The sequence below is a fragment of the Streptomyces sp. NPDC036764 genome (genome assembly GCF_055609385.1).
On the sequence record NZ_JBVJPT010000001.1, the window covers coordinates 2556075 to 2572698 of the forward strand.

Consider the following 16624-nt stretch of genomic DNA (forward strand, 5'->3'; position numbering starts at 1 on the left):
CTCCTCAGCTCTCGACTCGTGCAGTAAGGGGTGCCAGCGGGTGGGTCGCACGGTGGCGGTGGGCAGCGGCCACGCTGCTTCCGAGGAGGGCGTGGCCGATCATGATCGGGTAGATCACGGCGCGTTCGAACAGGCCGATGTTCCACATCCAGCCGGTGAACACGTCGGTCATGAAGAGGGGGAACGCGACCAGTCCGGCCGTGCCGAGCGCGGTGCTCGCGATCGACCGGCCCCGGCTGAGACCGATGCGGGCGCCGCTGGTTCCGACGGCGATCGCCATGATGTTGCCGGCGAGCATGACGCCCTGCGCGCCGAAGGTGTGGAAGGCGATCAGGCCGTTGTCGACGTTGGCGTTGGAGCCCTGGAAGATGCCGACGAGTGAGACTCCGACGCCGGCGAGGACGGCGAGGATCATGATGATGATCGGGCGGGCGCCCTTGCGTGGGTCGAACACGAGGAACGTGCCGATGATCAGGAGGGTGCCGTAGATCACCCAGCCGGTGTCCATGACGGCACCGAGGGGGGAGCTGGCGACCTGCCCGAACGCGGTCTGCGGCGGTCCGGTCAGGCCGAGGTGGCTGACCCAGTTGTACAGGGGCGAGTACGGCGGGTCCTGCCACGCGGCGGCGGTGATGAACTCGGCGCCCCAGGACACGAGCGGGCCCAGAAGGATGAGGAGGGCTCCGGTGCGGGCGGCGCCGGAGCGGACGATGGGGTTCATGCGAGAGCCATTCCGGGGACGCGCTTGCGGATGGCCTCCAGCTCGGCTTCGTCCGAGACGCCCTGCCAGTCGTAGCGGGGGGTGTACGGGGCTTCCAGGGCGCGCACTTCGTCGTCGGTGAGCTCGATGTCGAGGGAGGCCACGGCCTCGTCGATCTGCCGGATCGAGCCGGCGCCGACCAGGGGTGCGGTGACGACCGGCTGGCGGCGCAGCCAGGCGAGGGCGACCTGTGCGCGGCTGACGCCGTGGGCGTCCGCGACCTGCCCGACCGCGTCGATGATCGCGTGGTTGGATGCCTCCTGCGCGGGCGAGTAGAGCAGGTCCGCGTAGGCGCCGTCCGTCTCGGAGCGCACCGTCGAGCGAGCGTCGTCCCATGCGCGGGTCAGGCGGCCGCGGGCCAACGGCGACCAGACGATCGTGCCCACGCCCTCGTCCAGGCACAGCGGGATCATCTCGCGCTCCTCCTCACGGGCGAGGAGGTTGTAGTGGTCCTGCATCGACACGAACCGCGCCCAGCCGTTCTCTTTCTGCAGGCGCAGCGCCTTCGCGAACTCCCACGCGTGCATGGACGAGGCGCCGAGGTAGCGGACCTTGCCGGCCTTCACGAGGTCGCTGAGTGCTTCGAGGGTCTCCTCCCAGGGGGTGGAGTGGTCGTTGCGGTGGATCTGGTAGAGGTCGATGTAGTCGGTTCCGAGGCGGCGCAGCGAATGGTCGACCTCGGTCATGATCGCCTTGCGTGACAGTCCCCGTCCGTTGGGTCCCAGCCGCATGGGGTGGCGCAGCTTCGTGGCGATCACCACGGCATCACGGTCGGCGAAGTCCTTGAGCGCCCGGCCGAGGATTTCCTCACTGGAACCGTTGGAATACATGTTCGCGGTGTCGAAGAAGTTGATCCCCGCTTCCAGCGCGTGCTTGATGAGCGGTCGCGCGTCCTGTTCGCCCTTCGACCAGACGGGGTGCCCGCGGTCGGGCTCGCCGTAGGTCATCGCTCCGATCGCGATCGGGGATACGTCAAGGCCGGTCATGCCCAGCTTGATGTAATGCATGACGCTCCTTAGAGTAGGTGGAGAGCTCTCCACATAACGTAGTGGAGAACTCTCCACTTATCAAGGTGAGGTCCTGTGGTCCGCTCAGACGCCCGCGAGAACAGGGCGCGCATCCTCGCCGCCGCACACGAAGCGCTCGCGGCGGACGGCAGCACGTCGATGAACCAGATCGCCCAGCGCGCGGGAGTCGGCGCGGGCACGCTGTACCGCAACTTCCCCACACGCGAGTCGCTGGTCCTGGCCGTCTACCAGGACGAAGTGGCACGCATCATCGGCACCGTGCCCGGCCTGCTGGCCCAGATGCCGCCACTGGAAGCGCTCCGCCACTGGACGACCGACCTCGTCGAGGCCATGCGCAGAAAGCACGGCCTCGGCGACGCCCTCGGCCCGGGCGCGCACCAGGCGATCAGCGAGCAGAGCTACGGGCCGGTCATCGCCGCGATCACAGAGCTCCTTGACGCCGGCAAGAAGGACGGAAGCATCCGCCCAGACGCCGACCCAGGCGACTTCCTCCAACTCACCGGCGCATTGTGGCGCGCCGCGTCCAGCCCCGAGGACCGGGCACCCCACATGCTCGCGCTCATCCTCGACGGCCTGCGCACGCACCGGTAAACGCGGCGCACGCGCAGGCCTGTCAGAAGGACGGCTTACAGTCACGTTCGTGCTGGTGACGGGCGCGCAATTCGGCCACGAGAACGGTGGCGTCGTCGTCAAGCCGGCCGTGGGGCTGGCCGTCGAAGTAGTAGCGGTTGATGCAATCGACAGCTCTGATCGCAGCCCATCCCAGATGCTCGGCTCCAACGAGCGCTCTCGTCACCCTGCGGCAAACCCAGCGCCGAGCAGGGCGGCGCCTGGGCATCTGCGGGCGCGACGCGCAACGCAGGCCCTGTGCAGGCCGCACGGCAAACCCGCTCCGGCCGGGACGCGGGCCCAGGTTCATGCTGCCCGCTCCCTGCCCGGCATCGCCGCGCTGGGGCGGAGGCCGCCCTCGTCGACCAGGAGCTGGTCCTCGAGGACCTGGCCCGCGAGCAGGTCCTGGGCTGGTGGCTCTGTACACGGGAATGGGGGTCGGTTGTCGACGACTTCGGGAGTCGCCTCCCGTGTAGTAGGCGTGATCGATGTCGATGAGTTCGGGCGTTACTTGCTGCTCAGCGGACGTTGTCCCTGCCGGCACCCGGCACCCGGCACCCGGCACCCGGCACCCGGCACCCGGCACCCGGTTGCCTCGCACGAGCCCGCGACCTGGTTTTGGTCGGAACCCGGTCTTGGTGGGTCAGCGGGCGAGGGAGACGGCGAAGGGCTTGAAGCCGTGTCGGCGCAGGATGTGGGGCACAGCCAGGATCATGGCCTCGGTGGCGCGGGCTGTGGTGATGTCGCCGAGGTCCTCGATCCGTTCGGGCTGCCAGCCCAGGTCGCCGAGCAGGCCGGTGACGGTCTTCTTCGCGTGTTCGTCGTCGCCCGAGAGATAGGCGGTCGGTGGCGTGGCCAGGGTCTCGGGGGCGGTCATGACCATGAAAAGCATGGTGTTGAGGGTCTTGACCACATGGGTGTCGGGGAGTGCGGCCTGGAGCTTCTCGGCGAGGCTGCTGCCGGGGTAGCACAGGTCGCCGGGCAGGCCGTCAGCGGCGTCGTGGGTTGCGTTGGAGACGTCGATGAGGATCTTTCCGGAGAGCTCGGTGCGTAGGTCGGTGAGGCGCTCCAGGGAGCTGTCGCCGGGCGTCGCGTTGATCACGATGTCCGTGGTGCTTGCGGTGGTGCGCTGGTCGGCGAAGGCGATCCGCGGGTCGAGCCCAATGGTGCGGGCGGCGGTGTCTTCAGGGCTCCGGCCACCGAGGGTGACATGGTGCCCGGCTGCGGAGAGCTTGCCGGCGAGGTTGGTGCCGACGCGGCCCGCACCCAGGATGCCGATGTTGGTCATGCGGTGATGCTCCTTGCGGTATCGGGGTGGAGGAGAGCGCAGACGTCCGGTCAGGCGATCGGCGAGAGGACCTTGAGGGCGGCGCCATGGATGCCGGGGGCGGCGGCCAGGAAGTCACGGCTTGCGGTGTTCCAGGGTTCGCCCGTCAGGTCGGTGACGGTGCCTCCGGCCTCGGAGACCAGCAGGGCGCCGGCGACCAAGCCGGAGCGGACGTCGGAGAACTGCCAGAACGCGTCCATGCGTCCGGCGGCGACGTGGATGAGCTGCATCGTGGCGGGAACGGACACGCGCACGACCAGGCCGTTGATGAGCATGGCGGTGACGGAGTCACCGATCCGCCGGAAGGTGCGCTCGTCCTCGCCGGGCTTGGCCTGGCCGGTGCCGATGAGCGCGGCGCCCAGGTCGGTCTTGGGGGACACCTTCAGGGGTCGGTCGTTGAGGCGGGCACCGCCGCCGGCGACGGCGGTGTAGGTGTCGCCGGTCAGTGGCAGGTGGACGACGGTGAGTACCGGCTGGTTGTCGCGGACCAGGGTGGCGGTGACGGCCCAGTCCTCCATGCCGTGGACGTGGTTGATGTTGCCCTCGGCGGGGTCGACGACCCACCACTCCCCGGGCGGGAGCGCGCCGCCGGCCAGCTCGTCCTCGGCCCACTGCGACCCTTGCCGGGCCCGCAGCAGCGGTTCCCTCAGCACATCCAGTACCGCGTCGTCGTTGGCGTGGATCTCGCCGACGACCTCGTCCAGACTCACGCCCCGGGCGTGCGAGGTATGGCGCTCTCGCAGCGTGACGCCAGCGGTCTTCACCGCTGCTGTCACGTCGGACAAGAGCGTCGTGCCGGCGTCGAAAGGCATGGCTGTGCTCATGGTGGGCTCCCTGGGGGATCGGTAGAAGCGGGGCGGTTGTCTCGCCCCCGCACTTCGAAGGTAGGCCGCCTGACCATTAACAACAAGTGCATGCTTGTCACTTGTAGAGTTACTGCCATGCAACTGGATCTGAACCTGCTCACCGCCCTGGACGCCCTGCTGGAAGAGGGCAGCGTCGCCGGCGCGGCAGCACGCCTCCACGTCACTTCACCGGCGATGAGCCGCTCCCTGGGCCGCATCCGCAAGGCCACCGGTGACCAGATCCTGGTCCGCACCGGCCGCAGCATGGTCCCCACCACCCGCGCGCTGGCCATGCGCGCCCAGGTCCACGCCCTCGTGCAGCAGGCCCACCAACTTCTCTCCGCGCAGCAGGACCTCGACCTAGCGGCTCTGGATCGGGTGTTCACCGTGCGCTGGCACGACGCCCTGACCACCGCCTGCGGTACCGCCTTGATCACGGCCGTCCACCATCAGGCCCCCGGCGTCCGGCTGCGCCTGTCCGCCGAACCCGGGACGGACGACGCCGAGCTGCGCCGGGGTGAGGTCGACCTCGAATCAAGCTCCAGCACTCCGACGCTCCCCGACATCCGCCACCGCCTCATCGGCAGGGACCGGCTGATCGTCGCCGTCCGTCCAGACCACCCGCTCACCGAAGGCCCGCTGAGCCTCGAGCGCTACGCAGCCGCCGAACACCTCACCGTCTCGCGGCGCGGAAGCCTGCGCGACCCGATCGATGACGCCCTGACCACACGCGGCCTCGAACGACGCGTCGTCGCCGCCGGGCCCACCGCCGCCTTCGCCCTGCAACTCGCCCTCGACACCGACCTGGTCGTCACCCTCCCCGACGCGGTGACCCGCACGGCTCGGAAACAACTCGGCCTGGCCACACTGCCGCCGCCACTCCCGCTGCCCGACGTCCCCCTGTACCTGCTGTGGCACCAGCGCTACGACAACGACCGCGCCCACACCTGGCTGCGAGACCTGGCCACCGAAACCGTCCAGGCACTATTCGCACCCACGACCGCCTCTCAACGGCCCCTCACCGGGCAGTGAGGCTTTTCCTTTATCGGACTGAGCTGGTCAGATGCAGGGCGAGGACGGCCTGGACAAGGCAGGTGATCCGAGTGGTTGAGCACCGGAGGTTGCGGAGGAGTCGCCAGGACTTGAGGGTGGCCATGGCCTGCGACGAGTGCGCGGACCTTCGGGTGGGATCGGTTGACCGCCTGCTGACCTGTGGAAAGGGTCTCCCACCGACCCCGGTGTTGGGTGCGGATCGTGCCGCGGGCACCCCTATGTATCAAGCCGGAGACAACGAGCTACTCGTCGACGAGCTGACCACGAGGGTGCACACCGCCCTCTCCGCGCCGGTCACCGCTCTCTAGCCGGCTCTCACGCAATAGCCGAACCACTGACCTTGAAGGCGTGATCTCGTCACGGTGATGCGGGCCCGGCCAGGCCCGCTTCACCTGTAGCCAAGTTTCTTCGTGACCGTTTCGTGCGATCACCGGCCGCTTGGCCATGAGTACCGAGGCCGGACATACGCCTGGCCCCGGAGGGAAAGGCATCCCCGGGGCCCGGCGTATGGAGTTGCACGGTTCAACGACGGTGCGGCATTCGCGTCACGGGGTGGCCTGCTCGGCTTGTGCCGGGTCAGGGCAGGGCCAGGCCATGGTGATGTGATCGGCGCAGACGCCCTGGCCTGACCACAGCACCAGCGAGGGCTTGCCGCACAGGACGCCGTGCATCCACTCACGCTGCCCGCCGGGCATCTCCACCTCGCGGGCGACCAGGCGACGACACATGATTCCGTCCAACATCCGACCCACTCTCCTCGCCCCGCTCGCGTGACCGCTAGATCGCAATCTGCGCATTGCAGTACACCTCGACCCTAACTCCACGCGCGTAGATGTGAGGTAAGCGCGGTCGAGGGTCGGTCGTCTGGAGCCCACTGCTCCCGCGTGGTCTCCAGGCAGGGGGCCTCATGGACGTGCGGGGGTGGCCGGGGAGGGGACCTGGTGGGCAGGCCGGGTTCTGCATTGGGCCCAACCGGCGCTGACAGGGGTCACTGACAACGCGTCACAACGCCAGTACCTGGAGTGGTCGAGGAAGGGGAGAACAAGCCAGTTCAGGGAAGCGCGGGGCTCTGTCCCGACGAAAGGGCACGGTGGCCCGTACCGACTGCGCTTCCGTACGATCCACCTTGAGGCTGCCTGTCACAGCGGCTGCCGCACTGGCCCTACGCGAGGGCCGTCGACGACGCCTTGGCCGCGCGCGGCGTCCCGCCCGGCTCGGTGCGGGGCCAGCTACACCAGCCGCGACCAGCGACTGACCACGTACGTGCGTGACGTGGGACGTCTCGCGCACCCGGCGGCCGCGGTGGCCGCTGGCCGCACGGGACGGAACGCCAGGGCGTTGGCCGCTGCCTGGTATTTCATCTCGCGCAGGCCGAATCGCCCCCACTCAGAGCAGGGGGGCGGAGCTGGGCAAGACACTGTGCGTCACCGCAACAGCCACCTCTCGATTGACCGGAGAGTGAGTGCCGGTTTTCGTGCCTGGTCAACGGGTTCCGCGGGCACTCCCGGGGCACTCGGGAAGCAGGTCAGACCGTGTTTGAGGGGCTGGCTGACAGGGGCCTTCGGTTCGGAGCAGAGCCGGAGGTCTGCTGTGCTCCCGTGGCCCTCATGTCGCGGGAACCGGTCGCCGTCGACGGGCTGCCCGGCGGCGGCCGGGGCGACAGTGGTGAGGTGGAGGTTGGTCAGGCGGCCACCATTGCGGGCGACGCGATCTGCGTTTGCGACGGACCCCGCGCAGGGGTGGCTGTCGTGGGGTACCGATTCCGGGTGGCGGCCAGCTCCTGCCACCTTCGCCGGCATGCTCCGGTTGGGACCTGCCCGATCCGGCGTGCTCTCACTGGGCCTGAGCGTTCTGGGGCGTAGACGCCAGGCGGCCGTGTCGCCTCCGCTTGCGGTGGATGCCTGGCTACCCGGATTCGGGTGGGTTGCTGTCGGGGATCTGGGTGGGGCCGTGGCGGTCGAGAGCGCCTTCGAGTGCGGTGCGGATCTCGGCGGGTGGCGCCGTGGCTACTGCCGCAGGGATTACGAAGCGCTGGTCGTCGTGACAGTAGACCGTCGCCAGGAACCCCGCATGTCGGTGGGCCCATCCCAGTACCCGCGCGGGCTGGGCCCAGAACCGACAGGGGCTATTCCGACAGGCTCTAGAAGGCGCTGTTGTTGCAGCCCATGGTCGAGCCCAGGTGGGTCTTCTGCGCGCCGGCGTCGCCTTCGCCGTTGAGTGCGCTGCCCAGCAGCCCGTTGAGTAGGCCGACCTGGCCGAGGATGTCGAGGTTCAGGTCGTGGGACTTGCAGTTGGTGCTCTGCAGGACGCTGTAGCTGTTCCCGTCCTTCTTGTCGCCGTGGCCGTCGAGGCCCTGGGCGGTGGCGGTGCCGGCGCTCAGGAATCCAGCGCTGCCGATGGCCACGATCACGAGGGCAGCCTTGCGAAGCTTGTGCATGTCATCTCCGATGAGCATGAGGGGTGGCGATCCGCGAGAGATCGACGTCGTACAGTCACGGGAGATTAAAATCAGGAAATTCAGGATGTCCTCGGTGACACACCGAGAGTCCTGATCTCGTGGAGGCACGGTCAGGCAAACGGTCGTATTCGATTTCCTTCGGCAACTACGCTTCCCGAATCGCCCGCTGAGTCTCCGACAGATCGGCTCCTTGAGATTGCCCCCGACGAGTTCGCATGCGCCTGAAGGTTGTCGGAGATCTTGGGCGGCCACCCTTCAGGGAGATCATCAAGCGGAACAGAGCCTTGGGGAGGCTTTGCCGCCAAGGGGGCAACTACGGGGGCCGCTGGCCGCGGCCACCCGCGTCGTCAACTGGACGAAGTACACCAGTACTTCGGCACGCGCTGGGGAGTGGCCGTGAACGGACGCTGCCCCGACTGCCACAGGACGCACAACGTTCGGATTCGACGCGGAGACAAGATCAGTAACTAGCGGTGTCCGGACTGCGACCCCTCTCGAGGGGTGTGTCGGCCGGACGGGGGCGTGGCCAGTACATGTGCCCTATCGCCGGGGAGGCCGTCGCCCTCGGACAGCCCGGGTAGCGAGGTCGGGGTGGGTGGCGGCTAGCTGGGGGGTGGGTGGCGGTCAGGGGGGGGCGATGAGGGCGGTGAGATCGTCGTGGGTGAAGGCCGCGCGGCGCTGAGTACCAGAATCACCGTTGTGCCAGCGCTTGATGAGGCTGATGAGCCGTCGCTCAATGGCTCCCTGGCGGGCCGCGTTCCGCGTGGCCGCCCTGCGAGCAGCCCTCGACGCCTTCAATGACCACGGCACGCGTCGAGTCCGCTGACACTTGCCAGCACCCGTACGGCCGGCTACTGCGCGGGCCGGTGTGATCCCCAGGCCGATCGCGGCCCGCTGGGGTATCCCGGTGATGTTCCCGTCGGGACCGGAGGGATGGCGTCCAGGTCCGGGCTTTGGTGATCGGGCGAGTTGTGGGGTTTGTCTGCAGCGCCGGTGTCGGACGTTCTACGCTCACCCATCTTGTGTCATCGGCGGGGGAGGGGATGACCTATGCCGCAGGCCCCAGGGCACGTGGGCGACGGCCCAGCGGACACGGCGCCGGACGCAGCCGCTCAACCCGCCCCGTTACGAGAGTGGCGCTACGCTGCCGAGGGCGCCGCCCATGGGCGCAGCGTTGAGGCGATCCTCACTGAGCAATCCATCTCCGGTCGGCTGCTCAGCCGTCCCGAGGTGACTGCAGACGCGGTACGTGCGGCCATGCAGGCTCCTGCTGCCGTCAATCGGGCGCTCACACTCAGCGGGGAGATTCCCGGTGCGACCCGGCAGGCCCTCGACGAGAAGACCAAGACCCTCAGGAGACGCGCCCGGGCCCGAGCCGAGGTGGCCTTGAACCAGCCTCTGGGTGACCTCCAGCACGGCCAACACGACCATCGACGGTGTGGAGCCGGGCTACCTGGTGTGCCTGAGATGAGCCGAGACAATTTGTCTTCGAACGCTTCATCTGTCGCCGGACGTGTCGGGGACCGGGAGCCAGGCCTTCGCGTCCTCGCTCCAGCGCAGGAGGTGCCCGCGCAGTTCGGGCCGTTTGACGTCGAGGTCGATCAGGGCGACCCGGGCCTCGTCGGTGAGATCCGGGCCCAGCTCGATCCTGAACATGGCCCCGACTGTGCCCACCTGGGTGACTTCGAGCTCGTTGCCCTGCCTGCGGCGCTGCCACCGGGACGGCGGCGTGATCACCGTGACCCTATGTGCCAGATGCTCTCCGAGCTTCGTGGCGAACGCCTGGACGAACGGGGTGACCGCAGCGACGATCACGAGCAACTCGATCCCGTGGGAGGGGCCACCCCAGTTTCTGGGGGGAGGACACCGCCAATCCGTGGCCCGGGCATTTCGACGTCTGGCCCATGCGAGGAGGGCTGCGAGCAGAACGACGGACAGCAGGCCGAGCCAGGGCGAAGGCATTGGGTCAGTGGACCGTACGGCGCTGCCGGTGGGTTAGCCCCTGCGGGGGGCGCGTGGTTGCGGCGAGGGCCCGGCCATCCCTCCCACCGACGCCGGGCCCCCTGCGGATCTGCATCCTCACCCAGCCATGAGGCTCCGAGAGCTGGGCATACAGTTATGCCCCATGAAGTCGCCACTACCAACGGATCCGCAAGCCGAGGCCGCACAAGGCCGTATCGCTCTGTGGCTGGACCGGGAGGACTTGCGCTGGCTGGCGCAGCACTGCTGTTGCGCCGACGACGCAACCGAAGCAGACAAGGACCGCTGCGGACGGCTCCGCTTCCGGGCTAGCGCAGCCCTGCACAAGCATCATCACTCGGCATGAGGACGTAGGCCGTCGCGGAACTGTGGCCAGAGCCGATTCTCAAGGAGCGCCATCACCCTGGCTATTTGATCTGCGATGAGGCTGGTATGACGAAGGAGTTGAGCGATGCCCGTGCCTCGGCCGACGTCGTCCGCGGTTCTCCGCGGTCTGCTGCACGGTGGAGCGCGCCGATCATCCCCATGGTCTGCTCTGCCCATGCATGCAGATCGTCATCGCGTACGAGCAAGCGCGGACTGGTGAACGGCCTGGAAGGCCTGGCCACGGATCCGGAACGCCTCCGATCTGGCTGCCACGTGTGCCGGGCCATTCCGTTCCTCGTGCTGGCGGTGCCACCAGTCGCGTTGACTCCGTATGAATTCGTTGGCCGCAGCGGTGAAGGCGAGGACAGCGCTGCGGCGTTCACTCCGGTCTGCCACACGCTTCTGGAACTGGTACCCCAGCAGGGCACCGATGAGCGTGCCCACCACTGCGATCAGGGTCGTAAGTACCTGGCTCACTGGGCTAGTTGACCACGCCGACACCGGAACCAACAGGGACTGTGGCGGCGAGATGCCGCACGGGCCCTAGTGGTGGCGCCAGTGGTGGTGGACCCGCTGCACGTCGCCTTCGAGGACGTCGCGCAGGTCGTCGTCTCCCGCGGGTACGTCCAGGCCCAGGGCGTCGGCGACTTTGCGTTAGGACGTCGTCATGGTCGGGTCTGCCGAGGCGACGAGGGACGACAGGAGTGCCCGGTCGGCTGGCGTGCTCTGGTTCGACAAGTGTCAGGACCTGGATCCGGTCCACGAGCGTCATGAGGGGGAGTGCGGAGCCGAGTTGCTGTTCCAGCCGGGCCCAGGTGGTGGTCTGCTGTTCCCGGGCGGTCTTCTTCAGGGCCCCACGCACCGCCGCGGCCGCGGCCTGGAGGACGTCCGGCGCGAGTTCCCGGCGCACCGGGTTCGGCCGGTCCTGCCTCGGTGTCCGGGACGTTTTTCTGATCCAGAACCGGACCTCGCGCTGCTCCTCGGCGGACAGCCAGTCGCCGGCGGTGTCCGCGACGGTCGCCAGCTCTCGTGCGAGCTCGCGCTGCTCCTCAGCGGAGAGAGGAAGGCCGCGCGGGAGAGTGTCGGGTGGGCCCGGGTGGGGCGTCAAGAGCTTGTGCCATGACGGGGACGGTACGGAGCGGGGCACCCGGCACTCAGTGAAAATCGAAAGATCAACCCCACCACCGACGGCATCGCAACCTCCTCGATCAACAACGAGGCCGTCCGCTGCCTGACCGTCGCTTTCCACGATCACGGCCCGCACACGAAGTAGGCCCTGCTCATCGAGGGGGACTCCTCTTGCCGCAACGAACTACAGCGTTCGGTACACCCGAACGGTCACCGGCGGGTGCTCATAGGACTCTGGGCAGTAGTAGATCTGCAATTCTTCGCCCCCCAAATTGATCATGGTCGGGTCGCCCACTGGTGGGTAACCGTTCCGGTCATCGGCGTCGGCGTCCTCCATCGGGCGCCAACCGCCTTCGTTGTCCTCGTTCCATTCACTGAGGCCAACGGTGAGCAGCGGCTCGGTCACCGTGCCGCATCCGCATCGTGGCGGGTCGGCAGCATCGGCATCGTCCGATGAGACGACACCCCAGCCGCCGGTCTTCCAGCCCGGGGCCACCGCGAACTCGGTGTAGTGATGACCGGTCTCCTCCTGCCACGCCTCCACGCGTGCGCTCACCGCGGCAGGCATCTGGGTGGGCGCCGGGTACTCGGTGACCTGTTCCGGATGCAGGACACAGGGTGCGGGCCAGTAGTCGTCCAGTTCGATGACAGGCGGCTCCGGTGGTGGCGAAAGAAGTGCGGTGACCTGGTCGGCACGGCGCCAGCGCACGTGGATGGCTGGGATGTCGTCGTCGTGGTCCATGAACGGGCACCACAGGATCTGCAGCAGGTCGGTGCCATCCGGGACAGGCAGGCCGGGGACATCCCGGGCATAGAGCTGAGCCACGGGCAGCATCGGCACCGGATCTGTATAGGGGCTGTCGGTCTCCTTCGGTGTTCTTCGGTCGAAGATCGACTGTTCCTCGGGCGTGGGCGGTTCATCGTCCGGCCGTGACCACCGGGCGATCGCAATGTGATGCGAGGCGCGCACCGCCTCAAGCTCCACCACCTCGTACACCTCGTGCGACCGTGTGCACGTCGGCCACGGCTCGCCCTGCGGCCACAGCAGCGGGCCACCCACCGAGCTGTCCTCAACCGTGGGCAAGCCCGACCGCGGATGCAGCCGAGTGACGTGCCTGGACATCGTGGCCAACTCGGGGAACACCGCGGTCACATCCAAAGGCCGCGGCGGCGTCGTACGTGTCACGGGACCTCCATTCCTCTCACAAGCACTGGGCAGGCCATCGAAGCACGCGGCACTGACAGGCCCTGGCCGCGGAGAGAACCCCCCCCTTCGAAACGGCGGCGGCCACCAGGCCTGTTCCATGTATGTGGGAACCGCATCTGCGGGGCGTAGATCTGCTACGCACAGACGAAACCCGTGATCTTTCTGCTGGTGTGGAGCAACGAGCAGCAGATCTGCACATCGTCTCTAAGAACTCGTAACACGATCTTGCTGAGGTGCGCGGTGTCTCCGAGCGCTTCAGGTGGCGCTCGGGCAGTTCAGGTGGCACTTTGGGCGCTGGTCTCGCATGCGATGCCGGCCGCAGGGGTTGGTCACTCGAAGGGGCGGATCACGTGAGCGTAAGCGGGGGACGGGAGCACTGGGAGATACCCGGAGCCGGGCTGGGGCCACTGCGGTTCCGGATGAGCCCGGCCGAGGTCGCCGACGCGCTCCAGGTCTCTGAGCCGCAGAAACGAGTGGGCGGTCCCTACGAGCAGGAAGACTTCGCCGACGGGGTGAAGGTGTTCTACGACGCGGGCGAGTTGGCGTGCATTGCCCTGGATGCGGTCACGGGTCCGCAGGTCTTGCTGGCGGACTATGCATTGGCCGGCAGTGATCCCGAGCAGGCGCACCAGTTCCTCCTTGACTACGCAGCCGAGCACGCGAGTTGCTTGTTGTACACACCCGATGACTCCCTCGCCCTGACCGATCTGGGGGTTCTTCTGCGCACACAGGAGGTCGGTGGCGTGCGGATGTCGCGGCCGGTCTTCGTGAGGGAGGACTGGTTGGAGTCGGAGTACCTCCGCGATCGCCTTCCTTTGGAAGGCGTTCCGGCTGCCGATGCATCGCCCCGGCCGTCGTAGATGCGCGTGCCGATGCCGCAGCGGGAGGGGCGTGGCCGGTGTGATGATTCGGCCGTTTGGGAGAGTGTGAGTGTTCGACCGTGGATTGTGGACGATGGCCTCTGGGCGTTGATTGAGCCGTTGCTGCCGCCCTGGCCGCAGAAGGCCCCGGTCCCAAGTCGGTGGATGACCGGCTGCGCCTGCAGGGCATCGTGTACGTGCTCAACAACGACGTGAGCTGGCAACTGCTGCCGCTGGAGCTGGGGTTCGGCTCCGGACAGACCTGCTTGCGCCGGCTGGGCCGATGGCAACGAGGCCGACGTCTTTGAGAAGCTGCACCGCATCATGCCCGCCGAATTGCACGCGGCCGATGCCTTGGACTGGACGCGGGCCTGCGTGGATGCCTCCCACACCGACGGGCCGTCATGAGGCTCTGATGAGTCTGGCGGAGATGCGGGAGAAGGCCGGAGACCGGGAAAGCGCCGAAGCTCTGGCCCGGCAGGCCGTCGACTACGGCGAGGCGGGCGATCCCCTGTTTCGGAACGATGCGCAGGTATTGCTCACAAAGCTGTGGCCGCACGGTCTGGACCCGGACGGTAGGCCGACGCCGCGATGGCAAGCGCCGTAGCCGTGGCGCCCAACCCCCAGCTCGCGCCACGAACCCCACCGAACGACCACCGTGCCGGCGACCCGGTGAGCCGAACAAGCCGCCGTGGCGGGGCTCAGCCGGGTCAGCCCAGCAGACGCAAGAGGGCAGCCGACACCGTGATTACTGCTTTGCCTCGGTGCGGCTGGACTGGAACGTCGTAGTTATGGCGTCGAGTTGGCCAGGCCCACGTGCAGCGGAGCTGGTCATAGGCTCCGTACGGTGAAGACGTTCCTGATCATCACGGCTGCAGTCCTGTGGGGCTACGGAACGGGCGTGCTCATACCCCGCCCTGCCTTCCGTCTCTCCGTGCCCGTCGAGGAACCCTGGCGGTCGCAGTGCCCGGCGGGTCACCCTCTCGCCGGCACTGGCGCCGGGTGGCTGGGCCGCGCCCGTTGTCTGACCGGGGAAGCGTACGGACCGAGCACGCTCTGGGTCGCCTCCGTTACGGCCGTGGTCTGCACCGTTCTGGCCGCCGCGATCGGTGCCCGCCCCGAGCTGGTGGTCTGGTTGCTGGTCGTCCCGGCCTGCGTGCTGCTCGCCGTCGTCGACGCTGCGGCGTACCGGCTGCCCGACGTGCTCACCCTGCCGGCCGCCGCTGCCACGCTCAGCCTGCTCGGCGTGGCCGCGCTTCTTCCCGGCGCCGGTGGCAGTTGGACGTCCGCGATGCTCGGCTCACTCATCCTCGGTGCCGGCTACCTCGCGCTCTTCCTCATCAGCCGGGGATTGGGGTTCGGTGACGTGAAACTGGCGCTCGTTCTGGGTACCGTGCTGGGCTGGTACGGGTGGCCCTTCGTCTTGATCGGAGACCCTTGCCGGGTACCTGCTCGGCGCGCTGTACAGCATCGGCCTTCTCGTCGTGGGCCGGGCCGGACGGGACACCAGGATTCCGTTCGGCCTGTTCCTCCTCACGGGAGCGTTTACCGGAGTGCTGCTGGGATCCACCTTCTCCTGAACCGGACGCCCTCTTTAGGGCACGGGTTCGTCCGTCACCAGTTTTTGACCGCTCTTCCGTGATGACTACGGCCAGTGCTCGCGCGTCCTCTACCCGAGCGTGAGCAGCGAAGTGGCGTCACGACATCATCCGCCTTCGCGACGTCCTTGACCCTCCGGTCGCTCCACAAAGGGAAGCCCTCTTCGATATCTAAGCGATCACCCGCAGTCACGGGTCGCAGAACTTGGACCCGTGCCGGAACTCGTGAACAGAGCCAGTCGGGCGTCGGCACCCGAGCAGCAGCAGCCCGCTCCCAGCAAGGACTTCGCCCGCAAGGAGGGCCTTGGCTGCGATCGGTGGCGCGTTCTCCGGGGCGGCCCGCGCCATGGCGCAACCTCTCCTCGGAGACAGCTCGTGACACGACCCGGTGGTCTCGGTCTCCCAGTCCTCGAATCTCGCTCAGTCTTCGGTGACGCGGATGATCGTTTTGCCGTGGGTGCGCTTGTCCGGTGTGAACGCGGAGGCTGCTTCGGCGAGGGTGCGGACGGCGCCGATGATCGGCTTGAGGCGGCCGTCCCGCAGGCGCTGGGCGAGGTCGGCCAGGCGGGCCCGGTCGGGTTCGACGACGAAGAAGATCGCTCGTCCGTCGTGGGGGTGGACGGTGACCGGTTCGGCGATGGTGACCAGGGTTCCGCCGGGACGGACCAGTGCGGTGGAGCGCTCGAGAATCTCGCCGCCGATCACGTCGAACACGACGTCGACCTCTCCGATGTCCTCCAGTTTCTCGGCCTGGAGGTCGACGAAGGCGTCCGCGCCCAGGCCGAGGGCGGTGTCGCGGTCGGCGGCCCGCCCGGTGGCGATCACCCGGGCGCCGGCCTCGCGGGCCAGTTGTACGGCGATGGAGCCGACGCCGCCCGCGGCGCCGTGGATGAGTACGCTCTGGCCGGTGATCAGGTGGGCGTGGTCGAACAGGGCCTGCCAGGCGGTGAGTCCGGAGATGGGCAGTGCGGCGGCCGTGACGTGGTCGACGTCGGCCGGGAGCGGGGCGAGGTTGCGGGCCTCGACCGCTGTGTACTGGGCCAGCGTGCCGTTGCGGGTCCAGTCGGTCAGTCCGAACACGCGCTGGCCGATGGTCAGGCCGGTGGTGCCGTAGCCGAGCTCGGTGATCACGCCGGACAGCTCGTGGCCGGGCACGCTCGGAGTGCGGTCGCGGCCGGCACGGTCGGTCCAGGTGCTGGGCCAGTCCAGCTCGCCGGGGGTGAATCCGGCGGCGTGGACCTTGACGATCACGTCGTTCTCGGCGGCGCGCGGGTGGGGGGCCTCGGTGAGGGTCAGGCCGCTGACACCGGCGCCACGGTCCTGGACGGTGATGGCTTGCATGAGGGGTTCCTCTGAGTCGGGGGACGTTCAGGGAGCGGGCACCGCGCCTGATGGGCGCATGCGT

General features: G+C 68.2%; 15 protein-coding genes and 2 pseudogenes. 7 read left to right on the forward strand and 10 right to left on the reverse strand.

Going from position 1 to position 16624, the window contains the following annotated elements; genetic code table 11:
* Positions 1-4 precede the first annotated feature (4 nt).
* Entirely contained in the window at positions 5-721 is a 717-nt protein-coding gene (locus ACZ69Q_RS10580; protein ID WP_471039507.1) for a DUF998 domain-containing protein, read from the reverse strand.
* Positions 718-1767: an aldo/keto reductase gene (locus ACZ69Q_RS10585; protein WP_471039511.1), complete on the reverse strand. Its 1050-nt coding sequence runs from the start codon at positions 1765-1767 to the stop codon at positions 718-720. The genes ACZ69Q_RS10580 and ACZ69Q_RS10585 overlap by 4 nt, the downstream gene beginning before the upstream one ends.
* A 75-nt stretch (positions 1768-1842) precedes the next feature.
* On the opposite strand from ACZ69Q_RS10585, the gene ACZ69Q_RS10590 reads away from it, so the two are divergent.
* A complete protein-coding gene (locus ACZ69Q_RS10590) occupies positions 1843-2379 on the forward strand; it encodes a TetR/AcrR family transcriptional regulator (protein WP_471039513.1) in 537 nt (178 codons plus the stop codon).
* Between the two features lie 661 nt (positions 2380-3040).
* Here ACZ69Q_RS10590 and ACZ69Q_RS10595 read toward each other — a convergent pair.
* A complete protein-coding gene (locus tag ACZ69Q_RS10595) occupies positions 3041-3727 on the reverse strand; it encodes an NADPH-dependent F420 reductase (protein ID WP_471040192.1) in 687 nt (228 codons plus the stop codon).
* A gap of 8 nt (positions 3728-3735) precedes the next feature.
* Positions 3736-4548 (reverse strand): inositol monophosphatase family protein, encoded by an 813-nt coding sequence (locus tag ACZ69Q_RS10600; RefSeq protein ID WP_471039516.1) that lies wholly within the window; start codon positions 4546-4548, stop codon positions 3736-3738.
* Between the two features lie 117 nt (positions 4549-4665).
* On the opposite strand from ACZ69Q_RS10600, the gene ACZ69Q_RS10605 reads away from it, so the two are divergent.
* On the forward strand, positions 4666-5601 hold the full coding sequence (locus ACZ69Q_RS10605; protein ID WP_471039518.1) for a LysR family transcriptional regulator: 936 nt from the start codon (positions 4666-4668) through the stop codon (positions 5599-5601).
* Between the two features lie 10 nt (positions 5602-5611).
* Here ACZ69Q_RS10605 and ACZ69Q_RS10610 read toward each other — a convergent pair.
* From ACZ69Q_RS10610 to ACZ69Q_RS10625, 4 genes and pseudogenes are all read right to left on the reverse strand, one after another.
* Positions 5612-5843: pseudogene (locus tag ACZ69Q_RS10610) on the reverse strand (IS5/IS1182 family transposase); the annotation flags it as partial.
* A gap of 324 nt (positions 5844-6167) precedes the next feature.
* A complete protein-coding gene (locus ACZ69Q_RS10615; RefSeq protein WP_471039521.1) occupies positions 6168-6365 on the reverse strand; it encodes a hypothetical protein in 198 nt (65 codons plus the stop codon).
* A gap of 1397 nt (positions 6366-7762) precedes the next feature.
* Positions 7763-8059, reverse strand: a complete 297-nt coding sequence (locus ACZ69Q_RS10620; RefSeq protein ID WP_471039523.1) for a hypothetical protein — start codon at positions 8057-8059, stop codon at positions 7763-7765.
* A gap of 1518 nt (positions 8060-9577) precedes the next feature.
* Positions 9578-9895 (reverse strand): hypothetical protein, encoded by a 318-nt coding sequence (locus ACZ69Q_RS10625; protein WP_471039525.1) that lies wholly within the window; start codon positions 9893-9895, stop codon positions 9578-9580.
* A gap of 597 nt (positions 9896-10492) precedes the next feature.
* Here ACZ69Q_RS10625 and ACZ69Q_RS10630 point away from each other — a divergent pair.
* A complete protein-coding gene (locus tag ACZ69Q_RS10630; protein WP_471039527.1) occupies positions 10493-10915 on the forward strand; it encodes a hypothetical protein in 423 nt (140 codons plus the stop codon).
* 823 nt (positions 10916-11738) lie between these two features.
* Here the strand turns inward: ACZ69Q_RS10630 and ACZ69Q_RS10635 are convergent.
* Positions 11739-12740, reverse strand: a complete 1002-nt coding sequence (locus tag ACZ69Q_RS10635) for a hypothetical protein (RefSeq protein WP_471039530.1) — start codon at positions 12738-12740, stop codon at positions 11739-11741.
* Positions 12741-13180: 440 nt separating this feature from the next.
* Between ACZ69Q_RS10635 and ACZ69Q_RS10640 the strand changes: the two genes are divergently transcribed.
* From ACZ69Q_RS10640 to ACZ69Q_RS10655, 4 genes and pseudogenes are all read left to right on the forward strand, one after another.
* Complete coding sequence (locus tag ACZ69Q_RS10640) at positions 13181-13621, forward strand: hypothetical protein (protein WP_471039532.1); 441 nt, start codon at positions 13181-13183, stop codon at positions 13619-13621.
* Between the two features lie 131 nt (positions 13622-13752).
* Positions 13753-13929 carry a transposase gene (locus tag ACZ69Q_RS10645; protein ID WP_471040194.1) on the forward strand — a complete coding sequence of 59 codons (177 nt, stop codon included), beginning with the start codon at positions 13753-13755 and terminating at the stop codon, positions 13927-13929.
* A 107-nt stretch (positions 13930-14036) separates the two neighbouring features.
* A complete protein-coding gene (locus tag ACZ69Q_RS10650; protein ID WP_471039535.1) occupies positions 14037-14228 on the forward strand; it encodes a hypothetical protein in 192 nt (63 codons plus the stop codon).
* Between the two features lie 240 nt (positions 14229-14468).
* Positions 14469-15201, forward strand: a pseudogene (locus tag ACZ69Q_RS10655) (prepilin peptidase).
* A 438-nt stretch (positions 15202-15639) separates the two neighbouring features.
* Here the strand turns inward: ACZ69Q_RS10655 and ACZ69Q_RS10660 are convergent.
* Complete coding sequence (locus ACZ69Q_RS10660) at positions 15640-16560, reverse strand: NADP-dependent oxidoreductase (RefSeq protein WP_471039538.1); 921 nt, start codon at positions 16558-16560, stop codon at positions 15640-15642.
* Positions 16561-16624: the final 64 nt, after the last annotated feature.